Below are 25,720 nucleotides of genomic sequence, written 5' to 3'. Positions count from 1 at the left end.
AACAAAGCTGTACAGCGTGGACAATCCTCCCCCGCATCGATCACTGCCAGGTAGGACGACATAGTCGCTTGTTACGAGGTGATCGATGCGATGAAGAACCGAATTGGGAATTGAGATGCTGACCATGGCAGTCGCCCCTACCTCGAAGACTTAGGAACGTAGGTCTGCAGCAAATGGTGGGTGTGGCCCGCCGGTGCCTCCTCAGTATGACCCACGACTTTTTTCATAGTATCTACTCCAACTTGCATATGGGTCCGTTTGTGCAGGTGGGACGGCATGAGGGGCAATGCTGCCTTATTCTCGGATTAAAAACCAGCATAACAGCAGAGCCCATGGATCTGCCGCTTCAGAGGCGAGCATCCACGTGCCGGAGCCATCGTGAGGCAAGGGAGATCGAGATTGCGCTGTCTCCGTGGTCCGTGCCGCCGCGGAATCACAACCGTTTCGGGCCGGCCGCTCGCGTATTGGGAGAGCAAGGCTCAGGACGAGCGCGGTGTCGATTCGAACAGCGCGGCCAAAAGGGCCTCAGCAGAAGCAGTCCGCGAGACGCTCTTGACGGCGGCACTCGCGGTGACGTGATGGTCAACGAAGGTTGCCGCTGTGACGAACTGACGAGCGTGGGAGGGGCCGTCGGCAGTGGTGTCGTAAATAGGTGCTGGCACACCAGTGTTCGCGGCGAACGACATCAGCCATGCCACTGGGTTGCCGGACGCTCGCGCTCGTCTGGATTCGCTCATGGCGGCGACGGCGTCAGCGACCCGGGCGGCGTCGCCCTCATCTACGTGAGGGGGGTGCGCAGGAGTGAGCGGCGTGCCGGTCGACGCGACGGCGCTCTCTACGGGTACCGCATGCGACCAGGTCGGCGCATCGTCAGGGCCGTCGATGCCGTCCAGGTACGCCTCGAGCGCGGACCACAGCGCGTCCTGCCTGGCGCGTTTTTTCGTTGCTGCCAGGGTCCAGGCACCTGAGGTACCTGCGATCCGACCGCGAGCCGCGAACTCGGGAGCGTGCGCGGGTCCGGACTGATCGTCCTCGAGCTCGACTGCGACTCCGTCCGGGACGGACTGATTCCATCCGGAAGTGACGCTCGGTGACCAGTGCGGGTGTGTCTTCGCAACGATCCGTACGACGTCGGCGGCCACGGGGCGCCACTCGGTGTGATCCGCGGACAACAGCGCGACGACATCGACGATGTTCAGCCGCTCGGTCTTCGCCCGAGCGGTGACCTCCTCAGCGAGAGTGTCCTGGGGCGGCCGAGTGCACACAACCGCAAGCACCTTGGTAAACGCAGCGGGGTCGAGAGCTGCGAGGTCACCGGTAGCGTCCGACTCGATGCCCGCGCGAGCGACTGCCTTGTGGTGAGCGGCGGTATTTTCCCGCCGCTGGCGTGCGCGACGATCGAGGTCGTCTCCGATGAGCGTGAGCTGCTCCGAGGTGTAGGGAGGTTTGTCGCGATCGAGATATGCGAACACCGCCCTCTGGGTGATCAGATCTGCGAGTCGACGCAGCGGCGAGGTGGCGTGCGTGTAGCAGGCGAGTCGCAACCCGTGATGGGCTGCCACAACTCCTTCGTAGCGAGCAGGTAGCGCCGTGGCCGACAATCGTTCGCGCAGCTGCGCGGACAATCCCGGATCGCCGGCTGCGGCCATGAACTCGCGAACTACGGCGGATGCGCTGTCTTCGACAGGGTTTCGTCGGTGGGTGCGGAACAGGATCTGCACGCCCCGTCCGGCAGCCCAATACGCGATGGCCCGGTTCGCTGCAATCATGAACTCCTGGACGATCAGATACCCGACGGTGCGCTCTGCGGCCGCCACTGCCACGGGAGCACCCTCCTCGCTTGTGGCCCAGCCCCGACTCAAGTCGTAGATCGCGAGCGCTCCAGCGTCACGTCTGGCGGCAAGCATGGCGTGCGCCGCATCCTGTACCGCGATCACTGTGGAGTGCAGCGGATGCCGAGGGGCGTCGAGGGCGGCCTTCACCGACTCGTGGTCGATGGCCACGCAACGACCTGCCGGCACGGACGCTCGGGCTATGTCGACTTCTCGCCATGTCCCATCCGCTCCGCACACGGCGTTGACACACATGGTGGTGCGGTTCTCGTCGCCGGTGAGTGTCGCCGCGGCCTCCGCTGTCGGCCCAAGCATCGGGATCGTACGAGTTCTCAGGTAGCGCGTTTCGCCGCGCAAGAAGGCCTGTTCGTCCGCGCGAGAACCCATTCGTACGACATCGGCTACCGCTGCGATGTGTACCTCGATGGCCCAACCGCCACCGGGGAGCGCGACCGCAGTGACAGCGTCGTCGCGATCGCGTGATCCTGCGCCGTCGATCATCAGCAGCGGAGCTACATCAGCGGACACGGATGCCGATGCCCGGCGGGCGGGGTCCGACCCGACGGCCGGGCTGTGCGGGGTCACATCGACCTGGGCGTGCCGAGCGATGGTGCCATGCTGTCGACCGGTCATCGGCGAGACCCGTTCCTCACATCCGAGCAATCGGCCCGGGGAACCCCTTGCAGTCTGCGATGTCCACCCCACGAACCACCGCGGCGAGATGCGGTGACTCACGCAACTCCAGGGCCACCAGTTTGGTGTCCAGCGAGAACGATTCGATTTGCGAGCTGAGCCGACCGGCGACCCACATCGCTATGTTCTCGGCGCTCGGTCGAATCTGCCACTGCAGCAACGGCAGCATCGGTCCACATACCCCGGCAGGCCATTGGATCGTTCGGCCCAGTGCTTCGGTGTCGTCGTCTTCGGGCCACCACAGCATGCGATGCCCCAGCGCCTGTGCGATTTGTCTGAGCAGGTTCTCGAGGGTTTCGGGACTGCACGTTCCCTCGTCGCCCTGCGCTGAAATCGGAGTGTTGATCACAGCTGTGATCGTGAAGTCATACACCTGCGGATGCCGACGTACGCATCCACCGCGGAACTGCATTGCGGCGCTGATCGTGCGTGTCCTGGGCCCCCACTGGACGATTCCGCTCGCGGCGACACCATCTGTTTCTCTGAATGCTTCCACGCCGGTCACACAACTCACTCTAGACGGCTCATGCCTCGCGGGTCCCAGCCGACGACTGAGCCTCATCGATCACTGCCGGACAGCGCCATCTTCGCTGCAATCTCCGTCGCGACCTGCCGGCTCGGTCGCCTGGCACATGCGGCAGCGAAGCCGCCACCGAATCGTCCGAGACCCACGTTCACGACCGTCAACCACCACCTCCTCCCTCTCGAAAGGAAACCACCGTGACGATCCAGAATCAGGAAAGCGGGATTCCGCAGAAGCCCGAACAGGAGTCACCCCAGTCGAATTCGGCCGCCCTCGACCGCAGCGTCTCCGAACTCACCGAACAGAGTCCGATGTGCCGGGAGATCAACCGCGGGCAGATGGTCGCGTTCATCAACGCCGACTTGATCAATCGGTGCAACCTCGACGTCCGGACCTCGATCGTGTTGTACGACGCGGACCGAGATTTCCGTTACGCCGTTGCCGACATGCCGGACGAGACAGTGATGGCCGCCCTTCATGAGCGCGCCGGGATCGCCTACTGGTCGAAGGGTGTCTGATTGCGGTCCTGACCGGACTCGTCGTTCGGCACGAGCTTCATCGCCGACACGATCACCAGCACCACTGCCGCACCGATGCCCGCAACGGGTATCGAAACCATCAGTCCTACAAGGCTTTCGCCTGTGATTGCCACCATCGAGATCGCCCCGGAAACCACCGCGGCAACTGTGCCCGCCACCAGTGGCCGGCGATCCTTGTGATCGTCGGCCACTCCTTTTTGCTGCACGTCCTCTTGGTCTTGCGTGGAGGCCTCGGACCATCCCTCTGCGAAGGCCTCGGAGGTAGCGACCAGACCCAACGCCGCGCCGATACCTACCCACAGGACCAACCCCACCACAACCAACATCTCACTCACTGCCCTTCCGATGCCAGTGGACCCCAGAACGCAAGAAAGCCCCCCGGTCTCCCGGGGGGCTTCTCTCAGGTACGAATACCTGCGGTTGTAAAGACGAGGCTACCAGCTACCCTGGATTCCTCGCAACTCCGCATGGCTCAAACGTTTTCGAGGGCGACGCCAGCATCAGCGCTCTTGAGAGCGACGCCGGGCACGCGGCCGGGAAGCGGCTCGCCCGTTTCAGCGCTGACGCCATAGAGGTTCTCGAACAAGGTGGGTGCGACCCATGCCTGTGCTTCCATCGCCATCTGCGCGTGAGTCTCCGCTTCCGCTGCCACCTCGGGGTCGGAATGCTTGCGCCGCGGCCCGACGATGTCGATGTGCATGCTCAACATCGCGAAAGTCCCCTGTTGAACGCCCGCGATGGCCGCGCCGTAGTTCGTGAGTGTCTCGGTCGCGCTCTCGGATAGGTCACGGCGGGCCTCGATCTCCCCGTCGATCTTCTCCTCGAGAGACCCGAGCTTCTTCAGGATGTCCGCCAGCAACTGCTTGACGTCGAGCCTCGTCGTTTCATCGGAACCCATGTGCCACTCCTCGTGTCTTCCCCGGAACGCGCGCCCGGAACGTATAGGTCAGACAGTATGTCGAAAAAACTCGACGAATAACAGTCTGGCCCGGTAAATAATTCTCTGATTTGCGACTATACACACTGGACCTGGGGATACGCCATGCGTCGAGGCTCCAACAATATAGTTCGAGTAGTTTTGAAAGTATTACAACTCGGCCGGGTGGCCAGGCCGGTTCGGACCAGGACGGCCCTTGGCGTCAGTGCGGCGCGTCAACTCTCGTCGCGCCTGACCTGTAATCGTGTCGAGCAGGCCGAGTGCCTTCGGATCCGCAACGTCGACCTCCGTCTCGGGCCTGTCGGTACCGGGTCGGACCACTCGCAGACGTTCGGCCAGTGAGAAATTCGCGATCAAGTTGGTGAGGAACCCCTGCTTCTCGATCTGGACCGCTTTGGCGTGTGTGGCTCTGCCTGTGGCCTCCACTCTGTCGAGCTGGTCCCCGAGCAGTGCCAGGCGCGCATCGATGCTCGCCGTTCGGGCGAGATCCCCAGTGTCACCGAGTAGTTCGACCAGTAGTTCGCCTTCTTCGTTGAGGCGAATGCCTGTTACACCTGCTGCCCGTACGACCATTGCCAGAGCTGCAGTGACCACAGCGGTGCGAGAGACCGTACCCAATTCCGTTCCGACGCCGGAGGGCTCGATGCCGGCGGCCCGCATCGAGACGCTGGCTCGCTCACGCAGCAACTCCAGTAGGGCTTCGTCGACTCTGTCGACCTTCTTCACCGACCCCGCCATTGCGGTCAAGGCCTGCGCCCGCGGTGCGCTGACGCCGATGCAGGCTCCCGCTTCCGGCCCGACCGCAAGAACCTTCGGACTGAGGGACACTTTCCGGCCCGTGAACTTGCTGACCAGCAGACCGGGCTTTGACCCCGAGAGCCGCTCCTGGCTCCGCTTGCTCAGCTCCGTCGCCAGCGCGCCGGCATGGTCACCGTCTGGACTGGTGTCCGCATCGGCAGCGCTGGTGTCGATCGCCCTTATCTGGTCGCGCAACGCGTGGAGCTCGTCGATTCCCATCAGATAGGTATCGATCGCCTTCTCGAGCTGGTCGGGATCGACGTCCTTGACCAGTTTCATCAAACGCGGTCCCCGAGAGGCGGAGACCGACTGCCACACCCGACCGTTCTCGGGTGCGCTCCACCCGCTGAAACCGGTGTCGAACAGGATGCGCTCGGCCTTGACGAACTGATCCCACAATTTCCCGGCGCGATCGAGCAGCAGCTGACGATCAGCGGGAGTCTGAGCTTGATGCATTTTCTGTCGTCTCTCTACTCACCGAAAGCCTGTTGCGTTGAGTGCTCATCCTCGCCGTTGGCGAGCCGCTGCAAGGCCTCGCGCATGACACTGCTGCTCTCGTCCGGGGTGTCGACCGACCCGTCCGCTGCGAGCACGTCATCGGGTAGTTCCGGAGCAACCTCCATCGGCAGCGCGGTGTGCGCGTCGTCCACTGGCTCGTCGGCGTCGGCGTCGGCGTTCTCGTGTGCGTCTGCGGAGCTGTGCGGCTCGTCGGCGTCGGCCGGGCGCAGATCGTCCGAACCTTTGATCAACTGCCGTCCCGCGCCGCCCTCGGAATCGTCTTCGTCTGTACGACGCAGCGATTCGATTTCGGCTGCCGCAAGTTCGAGTCGCCCCTCGAGCATCGCCACCTGAGCAGCGAGGGTTTCGTTGACGGCCGCTGCTTCCTGTGTCGCAACATCGGCTCGGGCACGCTCTGTCTCGAGGTCTCGCTGAAGGGCGAGGATGCAACCCTCCTGCGCGTTGAGGCTGTCGAGCGCCAGTCGTTGTGAGCGTGAGGCTGCGGCCGCCGCTTGTTGACGATGCAGCAGCTCAGCCTCGTCGAGAAAGATCTCGACTTCCAGCGGGTTGAGCGATCGATACGCCTCCTGCGCGGCCGCCAACCGATGGTTCGCGGTCGCCACCGTCGAACGCTCCTGGCTCGAGACCTGCTCGACCGGAGGCGGGGTCGACTGATCGGGTACCTCGACGTCGATCGCTGACGTTGCGGACGGCTCAGCCGCGGTGACCATCGCCTCAGCCTCGGTGTCCTCGTCATCGGGTGTCGCGACTGCCATCTCGTCGACGCCGTCCGGCACGCTTGCTGGGGGTGAGGCCAGCCCCAGCAAGCGATCGAGGCCGGCGGTGTGTCCGGTGTCGACCATTTTCTTGCCGGCTGCGACCAGTGAGGACACAGGTCGTTCGCTCCATCGCTGGTTGAACGACTCCATCTCTTCGGCCATCTTCTCGCTGAGTCGGCTGATGCCAACCCGTGGTCCTGGCTCGGCGAGTAGTCCGCGCACTTGCTCGTACGCGCTGCCTGCATGCTCGGTGTCGGCTCCGTCCTGCTCCGCTCGCGATCCTCCTGCCCCAGGAATGGACTCCCAGCTCACCAGCGGGTCGGCGGTAGCATCGTTCTGGCTTTCGCTGGCGCTCATTTCCGCACCCCATCCAATTCGCCGTCCTCCTCGTCGGTGGCATCAGTGAGGATGCTGTCGCCGCGAGCGAGCTCGATCAACGTCGAGAACGTCGTCCTCACCATCGAGCTCATGGCATCGAGTTGTGTCTCCATGGACTTCACGGCATCGGCCATCTGGTTGATACGGCCGGTCAAGATGTTGTCAGCATCGATCTCGACGCCCGATCGGCGAGCAATCTCGTTTTCCACCGCCGCGCTCACGAAGTCATTGAAATTCGGCGTCGTTCCGGCCGCTTCGGCCTCTCGACTCGCCCAGAACTTCGCACGTTCGTAGGTCTGGAGATTCATCCTGATCGTAGGGCGAGCGACGGACACCTTCTCTTTGCCTTCGGTTGCCACCTGAGATCGCTCCACCTTCTCGTATATGTCGGCGTAGTTTTCCTACGACGCGCTATGACGTCTTACGGTACAGCACTTCACCTGCGAATAGTCGCTTGCTGGGGTCGGTCGACAATAACTTCTGGACTTCTCATTCAGGTGCGCCGGCCTCGGCTGGGTGCGCACGGCATCGTCTTCCAGTCGACCCTGGCCATCCGGCGGAGCCGGTGGCGGATGCGCCCTCGACACAGCATCGAGAGAGGACAACCATGACCGACATGAAGGACGCCATCAGTTCCTGGACGGAGCGTCAGATCGCAGCCGGAACGCTGAGTCCCGGAGCACGGGGAATGACCCCCGAGGACGCGGCAGATCAGCACAACGGCGCGCACGCGCTCGAACCCGGCGACCCCGACTATCTCGTCGCGCCGACCGCCGGCTGAACGAAGTTCAGCAGACCTGCCTGCTCGCTCATTTCACCGCGAAGAACAGAACCCCGCGTCGGCATCCGATGCGGGGTTCTGTTTCCAGCCGGGTCCTATCGGCTGCTTTCGAGCTCTCCTACATAGAGTTCGAGCGAATCCGGAACTACGAAGTAGACCTTGCTGCGGCTCTCATTCGGTTGCACTGCCCCGAGCACCATTGCTGTTGTCGCGCCGGTCCTCTCGTCACTGGCCAGTGTGGACGACGGAAGCCGGTCGGGATTCGATACCGACATGTTCCCGTCTTCTTCCCGCGACGAAGTGGTCGACTCACTGCCGTAGTCCACGGAGCCGGTTGCTTTGGAAACGACGACCGGCTCGGTGCCCGAGATGTCCAGTGTCAGGTTGTAGGGCGTGCCGCAGTTGGCTCCGACGGGCTTGTCGTACATGGTCTCGCACGACCAGAACATCCGAAGCGACCCTTTGTCGTCGACGAGAAGTGTGACTGCCGGGTTTCGAGGGAAGCTCGAATCGGTGTCCGCATACTTCGCGATCTTGGGCATGCTCTGCTCGACAGGGCCGTAGCCGATCGACTCGACGTCTGCCCGAAGGTCGATGCTGCCGGTGATCGTGATCCGTTGAGGCGGGGCGACAGGCTCCTGTGTCGCCTTGTCGTACCAACCGGACCGGGTGAATGCTGCGTTACTCAGGACGGGCGCGAACCTCGGCGTCTCCGTATTGGAGCTGATGCTGGTTTCGGCCCCGTCCGAGGCCCCGTTCGGACTCTCGTCTCCACCGCCGCTGAGCGACACCACCAGGATGACCACGACGATCACTGCGACGACCGCCGCCGCCCCGCCGAGAATCACGGACCGAGGCACGCTGGGCCGAGGGTTGTACGGCGGCTCAGGCGAGGGCAGGCCAGGGCGTGCGCCCGGCTGATCGGGTCCGTTCGGCGTCGTCATCAGTTCGTCTTTCCGTATATCCCCCGCCGCAACATGAGCGCTCGGAAGTGTTGGCCACTGCAGGTGGTGTGTCTGCTCATGTCCTATATGCGGAGTTTCTTTCTCTAGTTTCAAGCTGACTATCTCACACCAATAACGAATTCATACAGTCTGTCCTGGCCCTGGATCGTCACCCAACCTCGGGCACCATCATTTTTGTCGAGTGTCAGGCTCGTGATTTGCGCGTCGTCGGCAACACCCTCGCCCTGAAGGTGAAACCCGGCCACTGCGACACCTGTTCCGGTGTCGATCGCCACCGCGTCGAGCCGATCCGGCCCGGCAGCCGTTGCCTCACCGACCAACCCACCACTGCTGTGTGTTCCCTCGGGGTGCCACTCGACCGTCTTCTTCGCAAGGTCGACGCCGCTGTCGAACCACGAGTCGGCGAGCTGACGGTCGATGACCGCCAACACCGAAGCACCGCGCCCGGGCCGCAGTCCCTCCGTCACACCTGCACTGCGCAGGTCCTCGACCTGCGTGCTGTCCAGGCAGGCCATGTCGGCGAGTCCCCCGACGAGGAGTTCCTGCGCGGGAGCCAGTCTTGGCGGTGCCGCTGGCCCCTTCTGATCTGTGATGGATTGTTGATCCTCACGGAGGCCGAGCTGCGGCCCTGTCTGCATGAGTACTCGCGAGGGTCGCCCGTCCCCAGGACCGGCTGGTGAAGCGATGCGACGCTCCAGCGTGTTCGACCCGTCTGCGGTCAATGTGCCGGCGGCCTCGTCACCGATGCCGGGGAACCAGCACGCTCCCGTGACAGGTGTGATCGGCGATCCGGGTTTGTCGGTGGCGATCCCGAAGAAGTTCCCCGGTTCGTCTGGTGACAACCCCAGGTCTCTCAGAACGCCGTAGCGAGTGCCCGCACTGATGACCGTGTGTCCGTCCGGCCCTACCGCAACGGCCCACCCTCTGGCGATCTGAATCATCGCCGCCTGAGCTGCTGCGTAATCGGTACCGAAGGCGATCGGGTGAAGCGAGGTCGCCGGATCGACAGAGGTGCTCACTTCCGTGTCGATCGACAACAATGCCCCCGCTGCGCCATTCGGAACGTCGGGTGCCGCGATCGCCACTAGCTTCCCGTCGGCCAGCGTATCCATGCCTCGGATCCTGCTCGCGTTCCTCATTGGCCACGACGTGGTCACCGTCATTTCCACGATCCTGGGCGCGCCCGCGGGTTGCTCGGCGCTCGCCGACGAATAGTCGATACCGCTGGTAGTCACAAGCGAGCATCCCGACGACGCAAGCATCGCGGTACAGACCATCGCGGCCGCCGCGATCGTGCGTGTCGATTTAGTCACCGAGAAACTCCAGTCTGCATTCGTTGCGCTTCGATCGCGGTCATCAACACTGGTCAGAGCTAGTGCGGATCGGTGATGGCGCGTAGTGTCCTTGCCGAAAGAGTATCAGTCAGAGTTTCTCGGTGTGGAAAGTGAGCAGTTCGCAAAAATCCAGCAGCGAAGCCGCTGGCGAGAAAAATGCGATAGCACCGATGCACTTCGAGAGAAAGTGCACGGACAATCACGAGCTACAAACCGCGACAGGCAGAGCCTTCGCCGGAGAAACCGTGAGCCCCCACTGACACACCAGTCGCAGGGGTCGACCATCCGAATCGAACCAGGGCCAACCTGGACATACCTCAGGAGAAAATCATGACGCAGATCAACGCCAACAACTTCGCCAAGGTCACCGGCCGACTGACTCGCGATCCCGCGTTCTTCGACAACCAGGACGGCTCGAAGACGGTCAAGATCACGCTCGCGTACTCCGAGGAGTTCGTGCGCAACGGCCAGACCGAAGCCAAGCCGCGCTACGTCGACCTGACCGGTTTCATCCCCGAGGGCAAGGGCGAGGGCGTCTACAGCTACGTCACTCGAGGATCCAAGGTGGGCATCTTCTACGAGCCCTACACACAGTCCTTCACCCGTGGTGGCAAGCCCGTGTACGAGGCGACCAACGAGATCAAGAACGTGGTGCTCGAGGAGAGCAAGTCCGAGACCGCAGCGCGGCGCAAGCGCAACGCCGAGACCGAGGGTGGCACCGATGCTGCCGCGGCAGCAGCCGGTCCCGTCGAGCAGGCCTCCGCTGAGAACGCCGACGGGCCCTTCGCCTGACAACGATCTCGATACCCAGAGCCGGACACCCTGAACGGGTGTCCGGCTCTGAGATTTCATCGTGGAGTACGCAAGTGGCCGCCCTGTGCGGGGGGCTCAGGGCGGCCACTTTCGAGGGCTTGCGCCACTCGACCGACTTCCCCCGGGGGGACGGGTGAGCCGGTCTGTTCGCCATCATAATCGACGCCCCTGACACGCAAGCGCGGCAAACCAGACCATTCGAGAAGAAAGCGGAAATTCCCTGGTGATAAATCCGACCACATTGACACTGATGCTTGCACTCGTCGTGGTGGGTGTCCTCGGTGGCTGGCTTCTCCTCGGCCTGCTGCTACGCAACCGGCGAGACAGTACCGTGGAAACCCTTGTGCTCGAACATGATCGGAAGTACGAGCCCGGCGTCGCCGAGCATCTGTTGCTCGAAGAAATTCGACGGTTGAGGGCCGCGACCCGTGAACGCCAGATTCTGGTCGGTTGCTGCGCGGTACTCATTCTGCTCACGGTAATCGTCGGCTACACCGTCATTGATCTCACCATTGAGCTGGGCGGACTCTGATACTTACCGCCTGGAAGACGGTCGACTCAGCCGATTGTTGCCCGGCTCGTCTCATCTCTGGTGAGACGAGCCGGGCGTTTCTGTTCCGACAGAACGAGATCAGTTCACCGTCGGCGACGCAGCGGCAGAGCCGCTGACAGGACGCACAGGAGCACGAAGCAACGCACGTGCCAGGACCCGTCCCTGACGAAAGTGAGCCCGCCCATGTCCGACTATCGGATCTACTCGATTCCCCCGGAACATGCCGGTCGGCGGCGTGTACTGACCTCGGGATGCAGACACGCCACCAGCGATACCCAAGTGGCCGCCGGCGCACAGGCTCTGATCGCCGCTCGGACTCTGATCAACGCTGACACCGTCTCCGACCCCCAGCCGCTACTGCTCGATCACGGCGGAGCCGGTGGAGCCGACACCGCCGTGTGGAAGGCAGCGGGTGATGCCTCACCGGGGTGGGAAACGGTCTCTCACCCCGCCCAGTGGGATGCCCACGTCTTCACCATGCCGGACTTCGCTGACCGTGATCCGGAGCAGAGCGTCAGCCTGTGCCCACCTCGACACGTCGGCACCGACCGCTGCGCGATGGCCGGACACCGCCGCAACGCGGCAATGATCGCGCTCGAACCAAAACTGTTGTTGGCGATGCCGACCGCGTCCAGGAGCCAAGCCGCACAGCTCGGCCGGTCGAAAGGTACCTGGGGCTGCGTCGATTCGGCAGTTCGTGCTGGGATTCCCACGCTCATCGTGTGGAGCCCGGACGGCGGCCAGAGAACACCGTTCCGGTTGTTCTGGTCCGACGACACAACAGCGCGAATGGTCACCACCCACTGGTCGTGGCGATTCATTCACGCCCGCGAGAGCGCCGGTTCGACAGCCACCTCTCGACTGGCCGCCCACTCGATCAGCCTCGCCGACGCTGCCGTCGAAGTCCCGTTCTGACCTTCTTCGCCCCCTCGCACGAACCCAGCCCGCTCTCGATGCGCTCAGGGCCTGGCTTCGCATGCGCACACCCCCTCTTGAGTTCCGAAAGGCCCGCCATGACCAGCACACGCGTCCACCGCCCCACTTTCGCCGACAAGCTGCGAGATGACGAGTGCTCACTCGGCGATCTCGTCGTCGACCTCGGCCTCGGCCACCTCGACCCACCCGACGCTCTCGAATGCCCGTCCCGTCGATGGGCTTGGTTCGCAAACATGCTCGACCATCCCCATTGGGGAATCGCCACCGAAGTGCCCGCACTTGCGGCTCTCTGCGACGAAGCGGCTCGCCTCTGCCGGCAGACAGCCACCGCTCGCAATACGGACACGCTTGCGCAACAGTGGCGTTCGCTCGCGTGTTCCGTAGCAATCGCGCACCGCTTTCAACGGAATCTCAGCGAGACCGAAACGCTGACGCTGATGTCCGATCTTGCCGTCGATGGTGCCGATCACTGCGCCGGTAAGGAAATGTCGGGCTTCGAGGCGCTGCTCGGGTGCATCGCTACCCTGAGAGCGATTCACGGCCTCGATGCTCGACAAATCTTGATTCGATCAACCGAATGGGAACCGACCGTGCACTCGGACCAGGTCGACACCGCAACCGGCTGACCGCTCCTACTCTGCATGACACCGCAACCGGCTGACCGCTCCTACTCTGCATGACACCGCTGCGCACAGAAAGGTCTTCCTAGTGCCCATCAACTTGCCGCGCGCTTCGCTCACGGTGACGAATCGACCCATCGAGTTCCTGTCGTACTATCTCGATCACTTGGACACGAACCCTCCCTATCAGCGCGGTACGGTCTGGGGCCTGGAACGCAAACGCGCACTGTGGTTTTCGCTCCTGTCGGGGATCCCGATTCCTGCACTGGTCGTCAACGACCGGCTTTCCGCGGAGTTCTCGGACACAGGAGAAGAGTCCTGTGCGTGGTTCGCGATCGTCGATGGCAAGCAGCGCATCAGCGCAATCACGGGTTTTCTTCTCGGGGGGTTCTCACTCGACGGAGCATGGTTCACCCATGCCGATTCGGGCCGTCCGATGGAAGGATGGGTCTTCCACTCCGACCTGGACCTTGCGACGCAGCGCCGCCTCAAACACCTCACCATCGGGGTCTGCGAGGGTCGCATGGCTTCGATGGACGCCGAGCGGGAACTGTTCGAGCTCGTGAACTTCGGCGGCCTCGCTCAGGGGGATGTCGATCCGGACCTCATCATCGACGACACATCAACCACGACAGACGAAAGGGATTCATGAAGATATACACCGACGGCTGGGTTCAGTTGCACGACCACGAGGCAGCCGACATCGACAGATTTTGGCTGGACGGCTTCCCTGTCGCAGTCACTCCCGAGGAGGCGTCCAGCAGAGGACGGGGTCCCGACAAACGGATCAGTCCGATCTACGACTACGACGACGGCGGCATCGGAAAAGTGCAGTGGGTCAACGCCACACACGACCGCGCGGCTTATCTCAAGGCCGACGGTAGTTGGAAAACGGGCGGGAGATTTCATCTGTGGATCTCGGCCGGTGCCGGGACGCTCCCGTACGAACTGCCGATGAGCAGCACGGTTCGTGTCGACGCCGGCGATCCCTCAGCTTGGCAAGACCGCAAGAACGAGGCCATCGCTGCGGCGGAACTCGCGCTCGGCCTGCGTCCGCTGATCGAGTAGCCGTGGCACCGGTGATCGTGTGGCAGTTCCTCGACCCGAGTGTGAGCAATCCCGGCAGCGACTTGGTGGGTCGAGATGGCGCGCCCGAACGGCTTGAGGGTCAGCCACCACCTCGATCCAAGCCAAACGCGTGATCAGCGTTCTCCTCCAAGATGTTCGGAGCGTTCACGGGGCATTCCTGGTCATGGACGGAACCGATCAGGGAGCAGCGCGCTCATTCGGGCGTGCTGTGTCGGTGTAAGTGAGCTGGGCCTGAGGTTTGCAACCCAGGCTCCGATCTTGATTCTTCGCCCAGTCTCGGGCTCATCGACCGTGGCGGAGGGCAGGATGTGGGGGATCCGGGTCAGCGAGATGTAGCGCTCGACGAGATCGATCTTTCGATCGACCGATAGTGCTGAATTGCGGCCGGCGGCTTTGTCCCACGACCATCCGGCAAGTAGTGGGTCGTCATCGAAGAGTGCAATGATTCGCTTCGGTACCCGCCCTGCGGATTTCGCGCGCCGCAGGGCCTCGACCCGCGCTCCCAGTGGGTATTCGCTGGAGGTGTTGGAGTCGCGGACGGTCAGCCCGACGCGGGGATTGACGGTCTTTCCGTGGAGTGCTTGCTGACGTAGGAGATGGTGGACACGCAGCCATCCGCTGGTGGTCCTTCGGACAATTTCCAGGACGAATCCATCGCCTATATTGATCGGGAGCTCAAGGGCGTCGAACCGGACTCTGTTGTCCGGGCCTGGAGGCGGGGCATCGCCGTCCATCGCGCGACGGTGCTCGACCAACGAGGTGTAGATCATTTCGTCTTCTTCTGCGAGAACCGTCAGTACTTGCCACGCAGTGAGATAGCGGGTCCGAGCGACTCGCTCCTCGGTGGTCGTGTTGGTGTTCATGTCCTTCCGATGCAGCACCGGCAGAATGATCAGTGCATTGTTGTGGTGCCCCTCCGGATGGGGCCGGAGCACTCGCCCGACTATCTGAACGATGTCGGGTGCACTCGACCGCGGCGCGGCGAACATCACGGCGTCGAGCGCGGGGACATCGATTCCTTCCGCGAGCAGTCGGCAATTGGACACGACGACAAGCTCATCCGAGCGATGAGCCAACGCAGAGAGCGCCGCCGAGATATGGCGGGGATCGCTACCGCCATCGACGTGGAAAACACGCACACGCTTTCCTGCCTCACGCGCCAGCGCACGAAACTGGCTGGCCCACGCGCGTGAGACGTCGATCCTGTTGTGGAACACCATCACCGACCGCAGAGTTGGCATCGACTCCGCGGCACGCAACAGAGCCAGCTGCGCGGCAGCGGCGGCGGGATCGAGCTGAGGGTTATCGATTGCTTGCGTCTCGAGGACCTCGAAGGCTGCGGCTTCCTCCACACCAATGGTGGCGATGCGGTAGTCCGAGAGCAGGCGTTCGGAGATGGCGCTGCGCAGACTGATCGGCGCGATGATCGGACCGTACTCGGCCACCGAGGTCATCGAGTTGATCTCGGTTGGACCTAATTCCTCTGGGTCATCGAGACCCAACTCCACTTCGCGGACCGTGGCGGTGGCGAAGAGCCGCCGGTGCGCAGGAATCATCGTGTTGTCGAGCGGGATACTCCATGCTTTATCGGCTCTCCCTGCGGTGCGGTGGGCTTCATCGCAGATCAGCAGGTCCCACACGATCGCCGATGCCACTGTCGCGGCGGCGACCGCCATCGAAGATGCATAGGTCGCGACGACAAGAGTGTCCGTAGAGCCAGCGAGGAGTGCAGTGAGTTCGGCGGGGTCGGTGGTGCCGTGTACGTCGAGTGCGGCGACAGCGGTCCTCGGATCGAGGTCCGGCTCTTCTGTCGGCCCTTCCGCTGCGCCGATTTCGTCTGTCGTTGCACGGTTGGCGCTACAGACTGCGATCAACGTCGATCCAGGCGACGCCGACCGAAGAACGTTCATGGTCTGTACGAGCAGACGGACTGTCGGTACGAACACCACTGTCCGGGCAGGTCGCGTCGACTGCATTTCGAGGAGCGCGTGCATCACAACCGTCTTGCCTGTCCCGCAGGGCATTACAAGTGTTGCACGGGTCGACCCCGCGTCCCACGTCTGACCGATCTGTTCGATGGCCAGGCTCTGGTGGGGGCGAAGTCGATAGCCGATCGCGGCGGTCTGCATAGCAGTAGACCGTAGCCGACAATCAAATCCGGAATATCTTTGTCGTATGCGATATCTAGTGTTCTAGATATGAACCTTCTGACCGACCCGTGGATCGATGTGTTCACTGTCGACGGCCCAGCAACAGTGAGTGTGGCCGACGCCGTCCGTGACCGCGGGGATATCCTCGATGTCACCTCCGGTGATGCCCTCGAGGACGCTGCGATCCTACGCATGCTTCTGGCCATCGACCTGGTCAGCGATGGCGACCCTGCTCGCTGGCTGAACGGCACGGCACGGCGATGGGAACTCTTCGGCAGTTCCGATCCGTTCTGGCAGAATTCACAGCTGCGAGAACATCTCTCGGAGCGTTCAGTCTCTCCCATTGTGACGTTGCCCTACCGATTTGCGGGCAACGGATCCACTCTTCTCGATCACCACCACAACGAGAGCGGCACGCGTCTCACACCGGCCGCAGCTGCCCGAGCACTGCTGATGCGGCAGCAATTCTCAGTCGGGGGCATCCAGCCCTTTCCGGAGTCGGTCTTCGGGGTCAAGTCGGCAAAGTCGGCAATTGCATCACCGCGCCCATTCGCCTGGGTCGACGCTGGAAACCTCGCCGACACCCTGGTCGCCAACCGTCGCCCCGGTCCTGCTGGAACGTTCCATCACAGTTGGCCAGGAGGTCGCCCTGCAGACACACCTCCCTCAGGCGGTCAAGCGGACGGACTCACGTGGCAGAGCAGATCCATACTGCTTGTACCGGATTCGGACGGCTATGTCGGTGGAGTCTCGATCACCGAAGGACTGCGCTACGGCGAGAGCACCGACCCACACCTGGTGCCCCACACAACTTTCACCAAAAAGAAGCCAGCCGATCCCTACACGGCATGGGATGTACACCTGAGCCGCCCCCCGTGGCGACAACTCCTCACCGCCTACGCATCCGCTGATGCGCCCGGCGTCTTCGCGGCCGAACTCCCCTCGAACGGACGAATCAGATTGGCAGGATTGGCGGCTTACCAATCGCGCATCGACGGACCGGTCACCGGAACGTTGCCGGTACCACTCATCAGCCGGGCCTGCGCGGCCGAACTCGACGCTGCTATCACCGAAACCCGCAAGCGCCTGATCGGACGCATCATTTCCGCCGGACGCATCCTGGCCCCATCATCGGGGCCTACCTCGACCAACGCATGGTGGAAGCGGTCGATGCCGACCACGACCCGCCTCAACACTGATTTCGAGCCCATCGTCCGAGCCGCATTGACCGCCCAGACCACCATCGCCGACGCGATCGCACACATGCGGGCCTGCGCCGACACCTCCATCACCGACTTCGCATCCACCATCGTTGCCGCATCACCCACCGCTGCAGCAGCAGCGATGACCCCGACAACTTCGATCGCCGACGGAGACACAAGCCAATGACCGAGCCTGAGCCCACCGCTCCGACAGCCACTGACCGCTACATCCGTACCCTGGCCGCCGCTGCGCACGCACATGACCCCGCGCTCAGACGGCTCAGCAAATGGCAGCCAGAAGGCATCGTCGACCCCGTCGTCATCGGGCTCACTGCCGAGGCGAACGACGAGCAATGGATTTCCTGGGCACTGACGGGAAAACTCTTCGCCCGATGGCACTTCGGGCGAGCCTCCGTCCGCTACGGAACCGAGGGTGCAGGGCTCGGGCATGCACTGCGAACAATCGGCTCCCCCGGGGCTCGTGGCCCCCGCAACCCGGCAGCACTCAGACTCCTCACCCGACTGACCACAGTCGACAGCGACCCCGCGCTCTCCTTCACCGTCGACGCGATCGGTGCAGCATTACGTTCCTCCGACTACCCCCCGCGCTGGTCCAGCGTCGCCGACGAAATCCACGCATGGCGAAACCCACAGACACGCAACATAACCCGCGTCCTCTGGGCCCGGCAATTCCATACCTATCAACCCGCACCCACCTCCGCATCCTGACAAACGACTCGTCAAAGGACACCACCATGCCCGACACCACGCTTGCCCCCTTCCTCGCTCTCCATATCCTGCATGCCGTACCAGCATCACTACTGAACCGCGACGACGCTGGAGCCATCAAGAAGATCACCGTCGACGGCGTAACCCGCGTCCGCGTGTCGAGCCAATCGTGGAAGCGCGCCATCCGCACCGGCGTCCGCACCGCAGCCATCGAGGGCGGAGCATTCGGCCTACGCACCACCCGTTTCCCTCAGCTCACAGCAGATGTTCTTGCTACCCACCACGGCATCGACCCCCACCGCGCGTCCGCGGTATCAGCAGCACTATTCACTCGACTCGGGCTCAAAGCCAACGAGAAGACAGGCAACACCGCCGCTGCAGTGTTCGCGTCCGAGCACCTTCCCTCACGCGTCGCCGCTGTCCTCGCAGAGCACGACGGTTCCATCGTCTACGCCGCCGATACCGGGACCACGAAGAAGAAGTCCGACGCGGCCCTGAGCATCCCCGACGAAGTGATGGCGGCCGCCCACGCAGCACTCGACGTCGACGCGACCATCGACCTAGCTCTGTTCGGTCGCATGCTCGCGGAAATCCCTGGACGCAACATCGACGGCGCAGTCTCGGTCGCACACGCATTCTCCGTCGATCCGATGGCGCTCGAAGCAGACTTCTTCACTGCCGTCGATGACGCCGCCAGAGATGACGAAGCGGTATCGATGATGCTCGATACCGCAGATCTGGCCGCACCGACCCTCTACCGATACATCGAGCTCGATCGACGACAGCTCCGCACCAACCTGGCGACTGCCTCCACCGACCCCACAGTGATAGAGCGCCTCGCCCTCGCAGCAGAAGCCGCACTCATCGAATGGTCCGTCCGATCCCTACCGACCGGAAAGAAGCGGTCCTCCGCGGCCCATACCCTGCCCATCGTCGTCCTCGCGGACACCGGCACCGCCGTCTATTCACTCGCCGACGCATTCTCCCCCGCCATCCGCGGAACCCGGGTCACCATCGACGCCGCCACACGGCTGTTGCGCCACAGCGCCACAATGCGACCGTACACAGGCGGATCGACCGCAGTACTGGCGATCAACCCCACCGTCGCCGACGAACTCGACCTCGATGGGCTTGAAATCGCAAGCAGCCTCGACGATCTCATCGCAACGGTCCGCAGATGACCACCGCCACCGTCACCTTCCGACTTACCGGCCCCCAGCAAGCGTGGTCGACGCGCGAGAGAAGCTCAACTCGGCCGACACAGGACCATCCCACCAAATCCGGCGTCATCGGATTGATCGCGAACGCCCTCGGCCGCGATCGCACCGATGACATAAACGACCTGCGAGCCTTGAGACTGGGTGTGCGGGCCGACCGAGCCGGCCGAATCGAATCAGACTTCCACACATCCGGATCAGGATCGTTCCCACTGCTCCCCTCAGAAGTCCTCTCCGATCCGGCTTTGGCACGCACGGCGTCGAAAGGAGCGCCCCTCGAGCGGACCTACAGTGCACCGAAAAACATCGACCGCGACAGCAAAGGCTCCCTCGTGGCGAAACGGACCTCGGCGATCCTGACAACCGACGAATACCTCTGCGACGCAGACTTCACCATTGCGTTGTCCGGACCCCGCGAACTCGTGGACCGGATCGCCAGAGCCCTCACAGATCCCGCACGCAGCCTGCACCTTGGCCGCAGGGCATATCCCCTGTCGGCTCCCCCCGACCCCACCGTTCACTCCGTCGACGACCCCACCGCCGCACTCGATCTCATCCCCCCACGCCATTCACAGGCCCAGCGCCTTCTCTGGACCGAAGAGCACCCCACCCGCAGACCCCACCCCGACACAGAGATTGTGATCGATCAACCCACCCGTTTCGACAACCGCCACAACGCCGGACGCCTCGAGAAACGCCACATCTCACTACCCTCCAGCGCGGCCCCAGCGAACAGCATCATCGACTTCTTCGCACCCGAGGAGCACCCATGACCACCGATATCGAGACTGTCGTACTGCACACCAGCTACCTGACACTCGACGCACGCCACCCTGAGGTCAGGCGCACCCTCGTCGATGCCCACAACATGCACAGACTCGTCATGTCCGGCTGGCGCGACCAAATTCTGCCGACCGATACCGAACCACGTCGCACCCTCGGCATCCTCTACACGCTCTCGCTAGAGACCCACAATCGTGTCCGCCTCGTCGTGCAAGCAAAGACACCGCCAGACTGGCACTTCGATGCCGGTGTACTTCACACCAGCATCGACCAACGCCGCCGAAATCCACCGCTGGCGGGGACTGTCGCATTTCAGCTCACTGCCGCCCCGACCAAATCGGTTCCCTCCGCCCCACGCACCGACACCGCGCCCCGCGCACGGGGCAAGAAGATCCCCCTCCCCAGTGCAGAACGCGATGCCTGGGGACGAAAGATGCTGGCGGCCGGCGGACTCGACGTCGAAAGCCTCACCGTCCACGCGGGACCGCGACTCGACAGCGCCATCAAATCCTTACCCCGAGCCCACAGGGCAACACCGAAGGCCGTGTTCGCACACACCACCGTTGTGTACACAGGTACAGCGCACATCATGGACGCAGAAGCCCACATCGCTGCGCTCACCCACGGCGTGGGAACCGCGAAGGCCTACGGGTGCGGACTCTTGCTCACCAGATCGGTATGACACGGCATTCGGGTACCGAACGAACCGCGAACCCATCTCCTGCAACTCGCCTGGTCAGAAAGTGTCCCCCCCCGCACACGCGGGGATCAACCCGCTCGCAGCCCAGGTGAGCGCTTTGTTGACGTGTCCGCCCCGCACACGCGGGGATCGACCGGGAATACCAGTCTTCTCGGCGAAATCCCGCGCGTCCGCCCCGCACACGCGGGGATCAACCCTGGCGTCGACGAGTACCGCCGGTGGCACAGCCGTCCGCCCCGCACGCGCGGGGATCAACCTCCGAGCAGTGCGGCCAACGCGTCTACCTCTGAGTCCGCCCCGCACACGCGGGGATCAGCCGATGATGTGGGTGAACGGGCTCATCGGCCTGCCGTCCGCCCCGCACACGCGGGGATCAACCCGCGTCCTTGACGGTGAGCGCGTCGCCTTTGTGGTCCGCCCCGCACACGCGGGGATCAGCCCTGGCTGGTGGACAACGGTTTTGCCGACGCACCGTCCGCCCCGCACACGCGGGGATCAGCCCAGTGCAATGTTTGCTATCGACCCCGACAAGATGACCGCCCCGCACATGCGGGGACTATCGGACGGGATTGAACTCTGTTCGATCCGCCCCTGCAAATGTGGCGACAGAATCCAGTGCTCTCCGCTTGGCGATGTCGAGTCCCGGCCGCAGCCGGCTCCAGCCAGCTGGGGGGCAGAACTTCTTTTGTCGATACGAGCGGCTCGGCTCTCGCCGTTCCGGGAACCGGGCACATCAGCGGCACAGCCGCTGCCAGGAACGCTTACGGCAGTACCAGCACGACCTCCCCTGACCGGCAGCTGCCCTCTCCTTTCACGCCGGCTGACCCTTCGCCTACGAACAGGTCCCTCATGACACACAACTCACGTACAACCGCGCCTTCTCTACGCCGCGACCTTGTCGCTATCAACCTCGCCTTGATCGTCGCGGCTCTCGTCTTCGGCGTCGGCCACATACCTGGCGTGGTGAACTCAGCGACCCTGATCGCGGTCGGATCGAGCCTGTGGGCTGCATTCAAACTGGTCTCCGTCGTCCGCCGGCTACTGAACCCCATTGCAACCCCGGCCGAGACGGAACCGATCAGCATCGTCCGCACGTCCACGCCGCACAGGATTCCAGCAATCCGGTTGGTCGCTGACGTATCTCGTCACGCCAGCTAGATTCGACACCTCGAGCTTTCGATAGGACACACCATGAAACCAGCTGCCTTCACATCGGACGACCATTACGGCATCGAAGCCCGAGCACGGGTGCTCGACATCCTCGCCGAGCTCAACACTGCGTGGCATTCCTTCGACACATTCGAGGTCGCGCGAACGTACAACCGGAAGGACTATCGAAACGCCACGACGTTCATAGACCCCAACGCGGCAGGCTACGGCGACATGAAGACGCGGATCACCGTCGTCCTGGAGATCGACGAGAGCGAGAACCCGGCACTGTCGACCCTGGTCGAGGAGCTGACCGAAGCGCAACTCGCAGAAGCACGGGTGGCGGCTCTGAAGGAACTGGAGGCGTCCCAGGCGGCTGCGGCCGCGGCACAAGTCCGACTCGACCAGCTCGATGGTGCGCAGTGTCGACCGACTCCGAGCCCGTAGCTGCGTGCGACCACGAACCTGAGTAGTACAGCAAGGGCCCTGTCGGGCACGAGCTTTGCTCGCAACACGCGGATGGGCGCACAGCGCCCACCGGAAAAGCAGTGAGTGGAATGGTCAGCGTGAAACAAGCAGTCACGCAAACCAATTCCGCCACCAAGAACCGGACGGCCTGAGCGCCGTCATGCGAAGAGGGTGCGTTCAGGCACCGCGTGCAAGCGCGACCTGACACGCGCCCTCCTACTCCGCAGCGCACCCTCCCTCGCTACCGGGGGTGCGCTGCGGAAGAACTTCACCCCGGACCTCGTCGATCCGGAATCGGGACCGCAACGCGTGCTACACCGCGTTGCGGTCCCTCCTTTTTTCTCGCGAGCGGCCCTGATGGCGTCTTGATCAGTCGAGCAGTACGGGCAGCGAAGCAGCCCTGCGGCGATAGATATGACCCGAACACACCCTCGATTCGGCTCGCACCTCGTCGTCGAGCGGTTTGGGACCGCCGCGCCACAACACCACCCAGGAGCTCATCGATGATCGGCACACGCGCCCAACCGCGCCGAAAGCACACCACGCGCGGCGTGACGCTCACCATGACGGACGCGTTCAGCGGAGCCGGAGGCAGCTCGGAAGGGATGACCCAAGCCGGATTCCACGTGGCCGCGGCCGCCAACCATTCTCCTGTCGCCATTGCCACACATCAGAGGAATCACCCTGACACAGAACATATCCTGGCGAACCTCTCGGAAGTGGACTGGCGGACATTCCCGTCCACCAACGTTCTCTGGGCGTCACCGTCGTGTGTCTGGCACGCCCGCTCGGGTGGCCGCACACAGCCTCCCGTCCTTGAGGAGATGCGCCGAGCCGACGCCGGATCCGTCGATCGAGCAACAGCCTTCGCGGTCATCGCCGCGACGGAGGTGCACCGCTACGACGCGGTCATTGTGGAGAACGTGGTCGAGTTCCAGGCCTGGTCGCTGTACTCATGGTGGCTCGACGGAATGCAAGCTCTGGGCTACCGCCATCAGGTCGCGACATTAGATGCCGCCGACGTCGGAGCGGCCCAGCGCCGAGTCCGGTACTTCGCCATCTTCACACGTGACGGGAACGTCGACCTCACTCTCAGGGAGCCGAAACGGACCACCGCACTGAGCATTCTGGATCCCGACCCGGGCAAGCTCGTGACACGGAAGCTGTACGTCTCGGACCAGATCGATCAGATAACCGAGTTCGACACCCCACACCTGGTGACTTACCGCCGAAATGCGAAGGCTCGCCGCGCAGACGCGCACCCGCTGGCCACCATCACCGCTGGCGGCAACCATCACGGCGTCGCCACATTGACCGATGAAGGGCCCCGATTCCGGATGCTGAGCAACCGTGAATGTGCCCGCGGACAGGGGTTCTCGGATACCTACGAGTTCACCGGGAAGGTCGACGAAGTGAAGAAGCAGATCGGTAACGCAGTGTCCGTCGATGCCGCGCGCTGGATCGGTGGTCGAGTCAAAGCGGCACTGATGTAGGACATCACGTCCTACCGAGTCCTGTGGGGTGTTCCCCTACCGCGACACACCCGACGGATCGCTACTGCTTCGAAACCCCCCATCGAGAGAGAGGCCAATCATGAAGACCTACAACATCACCCACGTTCAAACCACCACCACAACAACCCTCATCAACGCCCGATCGGCCGCAGAAGCCGAGGCCTATATCTCTTACCTCACGCAGGACGGGGATGATCTGACCGGCGGCGTCCGCAACTGCGAGGACGACGTCACCGCTGCACCATATTTCGAGGTCGTGGGCTGGCCGAGGAAGGCGCACGCTGACGAGGATTTTCTTCGGAGCGACTTCTTCGACGACGAGGTGCGCCAGGCCAACCGCTCCGGGATCGACGATCAACGCCACCCCGTGGCCGCTGCCGAGCGGATGGTCGAACTGATTGCCGATCACGGCTATCACGGCGACGTGGCCGACTTCCCACGCATCGACTGGGTCTCCGAGGTCAAGAACGGCGACACCGATCTCGGCTACTGGATGTGGGCAACCGGACAGATCGTCGCGCGAGAAGACGACACCGATCAGGCCGATACAGACGCCTCGACATCGCTCACCGACTGAAGGGATCGATCACGTATGTCCACCCTGTTCATGAGTCATGGGCTCCGACCCTTCCCCGGTCTGATCACCAGGGATGGTCTACCCGCCCAAGGCTCTCGCCTCGAACTGATGAACGCGATCCTCGCCGACGTCCAGGCCGCCGGCATCGACATCGGGCCCGTCGACGAGCAGGGTGACGTCGAAGACTTCTGGGAAGACGCCATACGAATCGCAACCACTCGCCGCGCCGCTTTAGCCGCCGGTCTGAAGACCGAACGCCGATCCGGCACGTCGGACTGGTCACGGGCAGATCTCGCACACCGGACCGGCCCGCTCACGCGACAAGAGCAAGGCGGATCGCACACCGTCGATGACTTCGAACGGGTGCTCGCGGCACTGCCTCACAGCATGACCGGCCGCTCTTTCGCCTCGTGCATGCACGACAGCGAAATCGCCGATCCGCCCGCGAGCCACCTGATCCCGCATCTCCTTGCCTTGCACGCCGCCGGTCACGTCGCAGCAGTGGTCAAGATCGCCGGCCACAAACTGGGTATTGCTCGCATCGAACTCGACGCTGATCCCCGCACCGTCGAAGACCGTCTCCACGAGGCATTCGACTGGTCGATGGTCCGGCTCGACGGCCTGGCCGACGCATTCCTTGTCAGCCCGTGGATCGACATGACCTGCGAGTACAGGATCTTCGTCGTGGACGGCCGGCCCATCACCGGCGCCGCGTGTATCGAGGAGTACACACCGCTCGATCACAGCGGCCCGACTCCATTCGACACCGCAATGCGGGTCCGGCGAGGCAACCACATCGCGGCCGCGGCCGACAGTCCCGTGACCGACGATCCGGCCACCGTCGCGGCTCATCTCGTCGCAGCTGGGCCCGTTATCGAGCACCTCGCGTCCATCGGACTGCGAACGTACGTCGTGGACCTGGCTCACGTGCCAGACCAGGGGCGCTCGGTCGTGATCGAATTCAACACTCTTCCCAACTCCGGCCTCTATGCCTGCGACGCACAGAGATTGGCCGATGCGCTCATCCGGAGCGATGACAAGGGCTACTACGACTACGCATCGCCGGCCTGACCGCACCTCGACGCAGATGTCCCGAAGCCTGTTGCACAGGAGGCCGTTTCGCTCGAAACGCCCTGATTCCATTCCAGTTCCATACAGAAAGA

Annotated in this window: 29 protein-coding genes and 1 CRISPR repeat array; of the genes, 18 read left to right on the top strand and 11 right to left on the bottom strand. The window is 63.4% G+C overall.

What is annotated here, in order from left to right; genetic code table 11:
- Positions 1–479: 479 nt before the first annotated feature.
- Together AB0O58_RS19880 and AB0O58_RS19875 are read right to left on the bottom strand one after the other, a co-directional pair.
- Positions 480–2,465, bottom strand: a complete 1,986-nt coding sequence (locus AB0O58_RS19880; RefSeq protein WP_366238662.1) for an RNB domain-containing ribonuclease — start codon at positions 2,463–2,465, stop codon at positions 480–482.
- Between the two features lie 16 nt (positions 2,466–2,481).
- Entirely contained in the window at positions 2,482–2,937 is a 456-nt protein-coding gene (locus tag AB0O58_RS19875; protein ID WP_366238670.1) for a 6-carboxytetrahydropterin synthase, read from the bottom strand.
- Between the two features lie 308 nt (positions 2,938–3,245).
- Here AB0O58_RS19875 and AB0O58_RS19870 point away from each other — a divergent pair, with 308 nt between their 5' ends.
- Positions 3,246–3,566 (top strand): hypothetical protein, encoded by a 321-nt coding sequence (locus AB0O58_RS19870; protein ID WP_366238661.1) that lies wholly within the window; start codon positions 3,246–3,248, stop codon positions 3,564–3,566.
- On the opposite strand, the gene AB0O58_RS19865 is transcribed toward AB0O58_RS19870, so the two are convergent.
- From AB0O58_RS19865 to AB0O58_RS19845, 5 genes are all read right to left on the bottom strand, one after another.
- Complete coding sequence (locus AB0O58_RS19865; RefSeq protein ID WP_366238660.1) at positions 3,545–3,922, bottom strand: hypothetical protein; 378 nt, start codon at positions 3,920–3,922, stop codon at positions 3,545–3,547. The two genes, AB0O58_RS19870 and AB0O58_RS19865, sit on opposite strands and share 22 nt — an antisense overlap.
- Positions 3,923–4,059: 137 nt before the next feature.
- Positions 4,060–4,485, bottom strand: coding sequence for a hypothetical protein (locus AB0O58_RS19860; RefSeq protein WP_366238659.1), 426 nt, complete (start codon positions 4,483–4,485; stop codon positions 4,060–4,062).
- Positions 4,486–4,674: 189 nt separating this feature from the next.
- A complete protein-coding gene (locus AB0O58_RS19855) occupies positions 4,675–5,778 on the bottom strand; it encodes a hypothetical protein (protein ID WP_366238658.1) in 1,104 nt (367 codons plus the stop codon).
- 14 nt (positions 5,779–5,792) lie between these two features.
- On the bottom strand, positions 5,793–6,956 hold the full coding sequence (locus AB0O58_RS19850; RefSeq protein WP_366238657.1) for a hypothetical protein: 1,164 nt from the start codon (positions 6,954–6,956) through the stop codon (positions 5,793–5,795).
- Positions 6,953–7,336 (bottom strand): hypothetical protein, encoded by a 384-nt coding sequence (locus AB0O58_RS19845; protein ID WP_032373219.1) that lies wholly within the window; start codon positions 7,334–7,336, stop codon positions 6,953–6,955. Before AB0O58_RS19845 ends, AB0O58_RS19850 begins: the two co-directional genes overlap by 4 nt.
- A gap of 248 nt (positions 7,337–7,584) precedes the next feature.
- On the opposite strand from AB0O58_RS19845, the gene AB0O58_RS19840 reads away from it, so the two are divergent.
- A complete protein-coding gene (locus tag AB0O58_RS19840; protein ID WP_155288619.1) occupies positions 7,585–7,758 on the top strand; it encodes a hypothetical protein in 174 nt (57 codons plus the stop codon).
- Positions 7,759–7,853: 95 nt separating this feature from the next.
- Here the strand turns inward: AB0O58_RS19840 and AB0O58_RS19835 are convergent, their stop codons facing one another.
- Positions 7,854–8,702 (bottom strand): hypothetical protein, encoded by an 849-nt coding sequence (locus AB0O58_RS19835; protein WP_366238656.1) that lies wholly within the window; start codon positions 8,700–8,702, stop codon positions 7,854–7,856.
- Positions 8,703–8,821: 119 nt separating this feature from the next.
- Entirely contained in the window at positions 8,822–9,742 is a 921-nt protein-coding gene (locus tag AB0O58_RS19830) for a hypothetical protein (protein WP_366238655.1), read from the bottom strand.
- 4 nt (positions 9,743–9,746) lie between these two features.
- On the opposite strand from AB0O58_RS19830, the gene AB0O58_RS19825 reads away from it, so the two are divergent.
- From AB0O58_RS19825 to AB0O58_RS19810, 4 genes are all read left to right on the top strand, one after another.
- A complete protein-coding gene (locus AB0O58_RS19825; RefSeq protein ID WP_155288622.1) occupies positions 9,747–9,938 on the top strand; it encodes a hypothetical protein in 192 nt (63 codons plus the stop codon).
- Positions 9,939–10,387: 449 nt separating this feature from the next.
- Positions 10,388–10,849 carry a single-stranded DNA-binding protein gene (locus AB0O58_RS19820; RefSeq protein ID WP_032399757.1) on the top strand — a complete coding sequence of 154 codons (462 nt, stop codon included), beginning with the start codon at positions 10,388–10,390 and terminating at the stop codon, positions 10,847–10,849.
- Positions 10,850–11,120: 271 nt separating this feature from the next.
- Positions 11,121–11,402, top strand: a complete 282-nt coding sequence (locus AB0O58_RS19815; protein ID WP_366238654.1) for a hypothetical protein — start codon at positions 11,121–11,123, stop codon at positions 11,400–11,402.
- Positions 11,403–11,606: 204 nt separating this feature from the next.
- On the top strand, positions 11,607–12,338 hold the full coding sequence (locus tag AB0O58_RS19810; RefSeq protein ID WP_366238653.1) for a hypothetical protein: 732 nt from the start codon (positions 11,607–11,609) through the stop codon (positions 12,336–12,338).
- Positions 12,339–12,496: 158 nt separating this feature from the next.
- On the opposite strand, the gene AB0O58_RS19805 is transcribed toward AB0O58_RS19810, so the two are convergent.
- Positions 12,497–12,898, bottom strand: coding sequence for a hypothetical protein (locus tag AB0O58_RS19805; RefSeq protein ID WP_366238652.1), 402 nt, complete (start codon positions 12,896–12,898; stop codon positions 12,497–12,499).
- Between the two features lie 169 nt (positions 12,899–13,067).
- Here AB0O58_RS19805 and AB0O58_RS19800 point away from each other — a divergent pair, with 169 nt between their 5' ends.
- Entirely contained in the window at positions 13,068–13,631 is a 564-nt protein-coding gene (locus AB0O58_RS19800) for a DUF262 domain-containing protein (protein ID WP_366238651.1), read from the top strand.
- Entirely contained in the window at positions 13,628–14,047 is a 420-nt protein-coding gene (locus tag AB0O58_RS19795; RefSeq protein ID WP_032399762.1) for a hypothetical protein, read from the top strand. The genes AB0O58_RS19800 and AB0O58_RS19795 overlap by 4 nt, the downstream gene beginning before the upstream one ends.
- 182 nt (positions 14,048–14,229) lie before the next feature.
- On the opposite strand, the gene AB0O58_RS19790 is transcribed toward AB0O58_RS19795, so the two are convergent.
- The gene (locus tag AB0O58_RS19790; protein WP_366238650.1) at positions 14,230–16,197 is read right to left on the bottom strand and encodes a DEAD/DEAH box helicase family protein; all 1,968 of its coding nucleotides are present in this window, start codon (positions 16,195–16,197) and stop codon (positions 14,230–14,232) included.
- A gap of 69 nt (positions 16,198–16,266) precedes the next feature.
- Here AB0O58_RS19790 and AB0O58_RS19785 point away from each other — a divergent pair, with 69 nt between their 5' ends.
- The 10 genes from AB0O58_RS19785 to AB0O58_RS19740 all read left to right on the top strand — a co-directional run bounded on the left by AB0O58_RS19785 (position 16,267) and on the right by AB0O58_RS19740 (position 25,628).
- Positions 16,267–17,607: a type I-E CRISPR-associated protein Cse1/CasA gene (locus AB0O58_RS19785; protein ID WP_366238649.1), complete on the top strand. Its 1,341-nt coding sequence runs from the start codon at positions 16,267–16,269 to the stop codon at positions 17,605–17,607.
- On the top strand, positions 17,604–18,149 hold the full coding sequence (locus tag AB0O58_RS19780; protein WP_052061390.1) for a type I-E CRISPR-associated protein Cse2/CasB: 546 nt from the start codon (positions 17,604–17,606) through the stop codon (positions 18,147–18,149). Before AB0O58_RS19785 ends, AB0O58_RS19780 begins: the two co-directional genes overlap by 4 nt.
- A gap of 26 nt (positions 18,150–18,175) precedes the next feature.
- Entirely contained in the window at positions 18,176–19,330 is a 1,155-nt protein-coding gene (gene cas7e, locus AB0O58_RS19775; protein WP_366238648.1) for a type I-E CRISPR-associated protein Cas7/Cse4/CasC, read from the top strand.
- On the top strand, positions 19,327–20,139 hold the full coding sequence (cas5e, locus tag AB0O58_RS19770; RefSeq protein ID WP_366238647.1) for a type I-E CRISPR-associated protein Cas5/CasD: 813 nt from the start codon (positions 19,327–19,329) through the stop codon (positions 20,137–20,139). The genes cas7e and cas5e overlap by 4 nt, the downstream gene beginning before the upstream one ends.
- Positions 20,136–20,831, top strand: coding sequence for a type I-E CRISPR-associated protein Cas6/Cse3/CasE (locus tag AB0O58_RS19765; protein WP_366238646.1), 696 nt, complete (start codon positions 20,136–20,138; stop codon positions 20,829–20,831). The genes cas5e and AB0O58_RS19765 overlap by 4 nt, the downstream gene beginning before the upstream one ends.
- A gap of 64 nt (positions 20,832–20,895) precedes the next feature.
- Positions 20,896–21,408: a CRISPR direct-repeat array (repeat unit 20 nt; unit sequence CCCCGCACACGCGGGGATCA).
- Between the two features lie 290 nt (positions 21,409–21,698).
- Complete coding sequence (locus AB0O58_RS19760; RefSeq protein ID WP_366238645.1) at positions 21,699–22,007, top strand: hypothetical protein; 309 nt, start codon at positions 21,699–21,701, stop codon at positions 22,005–22,007.
- 33 nt (positions 22,008–22,040) lie between these two features.
- Positions 22,041–22,445: a hypothetical protein gene (locus tag AB0O58_RS19755; RefSeq protein ID WP_366238644.1), complete on the top strand. Its 405-nt coding sequence runs from the start codon at positions 22,041–22,043 to the stop codon at positions 22,443–22,445.
- A 524-nt stretch (positions 22,446–22,969) separates the two neighbouring features.
- Positions 22,970–23,959 (top strand): DNA cytosine methyltransferase, encoded by a 990-nt coding sequence (locus tag AB0O58_RS19750; RefSeq protein WP_366238643.1) that lies wholly within the window; start codon positions 22,970–22,972, stop codon positions 23,957–23,959.
- Between the two features lie 100 nt (positions 23,960–24,059).
- Positions 24,060–24,557 carry a hypothetical protein gene (locus AB0O58_RS19745; protein ID WP_366238642.1) on the top strand — a complete coding sequence of 166 codons (498 nt, stop codon included), beginning with the start codon at positions 24,060–24,062 and terminating at the stop codon, positions 24,555–24,557.
- Positions 24,558–24,572: 15 nt separating this feature from the next.
- The gene (locus AB0O58_RS19740) at positions 24,573–25,628 is read left to right on the top strand and encodes an ATP-grasp domain-containing protein (RefSeq protein WP_366238641.1); all 1,056 of its coding nucleotides are present in this window, start codon (positions 24,573–24,575) and stop codon (positions 25,626–25,628) included.
- Positions 25,629–25,720: the final 92 nt, after the last annotated feature.

It is taken from the genome of Rhodococcus sp. NPDC080181 (genome assembly GCF_040702225.1).
Lineage (GTDB): Bacteria > Actinomycetota > Actinomycetes > Mycobacteriales > Mycobacteriaceae > Rhodococcoides > Rhodococcoides fascians.
This window is presented reverse-complemented; position numbering and strand designations above follow the sequence as displayed.

Coding starts and splice junctions, on each gene's coding strand:
- AB0O58_RS19785 (WP_366238649.1), top strand. CDS start 16,267: ATGAACCTTCTGACCGACCCGTGGATCGATGTGTTCACTGTCGACGGC.
- AB0O58_RS19820 (WP_032399757.1), top strand. CDS start 10,388: ATGACGCAGATCAACGCCAACAACTTCGCCAAGGTCACCGGCCGACTG.
- AB0O58_RS19760 (WP_366238645.1), top strand. CDS start 21,699: ATGACACACAACTCACGTACAACCGCGCCTTCTCTACGCCGCGACCTT.
- AB0O58_RS19755 (WP_366238644.1), top strand. CDS start 22,041: ATGAAACCAGCTGCCTTCACATCGGACGACCATTACGGCATCGAAGCC.
- cas5e (WP_366238647.1), top strand. CDS start 19,327: ATGACCACCGCCACCGTCACCTTCCGACTTACCGGCCCCCAGCAAGCG.
- AB0O58_RS19750 (WP_366238643.1), top strand. CDS start 22,970: ATGATCGGCACACGCGCCCAACCGCGCCGAAAGCACACCACGCGCGGC.
- AB0O58_RS19840 (WP_155288619.1), top strand. CDS start 7,585: ATGACCGACATGAAGGACGCCATCAGTTCCTGGACGGAGCGTCAGATC.
- AB0O58_RS19835 (WP_366238656.1), bottom strand. CDS start 8,702: ATGACGACGCCGAACGGACCCGATCAGCCGGGCGCACGCCCTGGCCTG.
- AB0O58_RS19795 (WP_032399762.1), top strand. CDS start 13,628: ATGAAGATATACACCGACGGCTGGGTTCAGTTGCACGACCACGAGGCA.
- AB0O58_RS19880 (WP_366238662.1), bottom strand. CDS start 2,465: ATGACCGGTCGACAGCATGGCACCATCGCTCGGCACGCCCAGGTCGAT.
- AB0O58_RS19740 (WP_366238641.1), top strand. CDS start 24,573: ATGTCCACCCTGTTCATGAGTCATGGGCTCCGACCCTTCCCCGGTCTG.
- AB0O58_RS19815 (WP_366238654.1), top strand. CDS start 11,121: ATGCTTGCACTCGTCGTGGTGGGTGTCCTCGGTGGCTGGCTTCTCCTC.
- AB0O58_RS19850 (WP_366238657.1), bottom strand. CDS start 6,956: ATGAGCGCCAGCGAAAGCCAGAACGATGCTACCGCCGACCCGCTGGTG.
- AB0O58_RS19780 (WP_052061390.1), top strand. CDS start 17,604: ATGACCGAGCCTGAGCCCACCGCTCCGACAGCCACTGACCGCTACATC.
- AB0O58_RS19875 (WP_366238670.1), bottom strand. CDS start 2,937: ATGCAGTTCCGCGGTGGATGCGTACGTCGGCATCCGCAGGTGTATGAC.
- AB0O58_RS19810 (WP_366238653.1), top strand. CDS start 11,607: ATGTCCGACTATCGGATCTACTCGATTCCCCCGGAACATGCCGGTCGG.
- AB0O58_RS19860 (WP_366238659.1), bottom strand. CDS start 4,485: ATGGGTTCCGATGAAACGACGAGGCTCGACGTCAAGCAGTTGCTGGCG.
- AB0O58_RS19765 (WP_366238646.1), top strand. CDS start 20,136: ATGACCACCGATATCGAGACTGTCGTACTGCACACCAGCTACCTGACA.
- AB0O58_RS19855 (WP_366238658.1), bottom strand. CDS start 5,778: ATGCATCAAGCTCAGACTCCCGCTGATCGTCAGCTGCTGCTCGATCGC.
- AB0O58_RS19745 (WP_366238642.1), top strand. CDS start 24,060: ATGAAGACCTACAACATCACCCACGTTCAAACCACCACCACAACAACC.
- cas7e (WP_366238648.1), top strand. CDS start 18,176: ATGCCCGACACCACGCTTGCCCCCTTCCTCGCTCTCCATATCCTGCAT.
- AB0O58_RS19790 (WP_366238650.1), bottom strand. CDS start 16,197: ATGCAGACCGCCGCGATCGGCTATCGACTTCGCCCCCACCAGAGCCTG.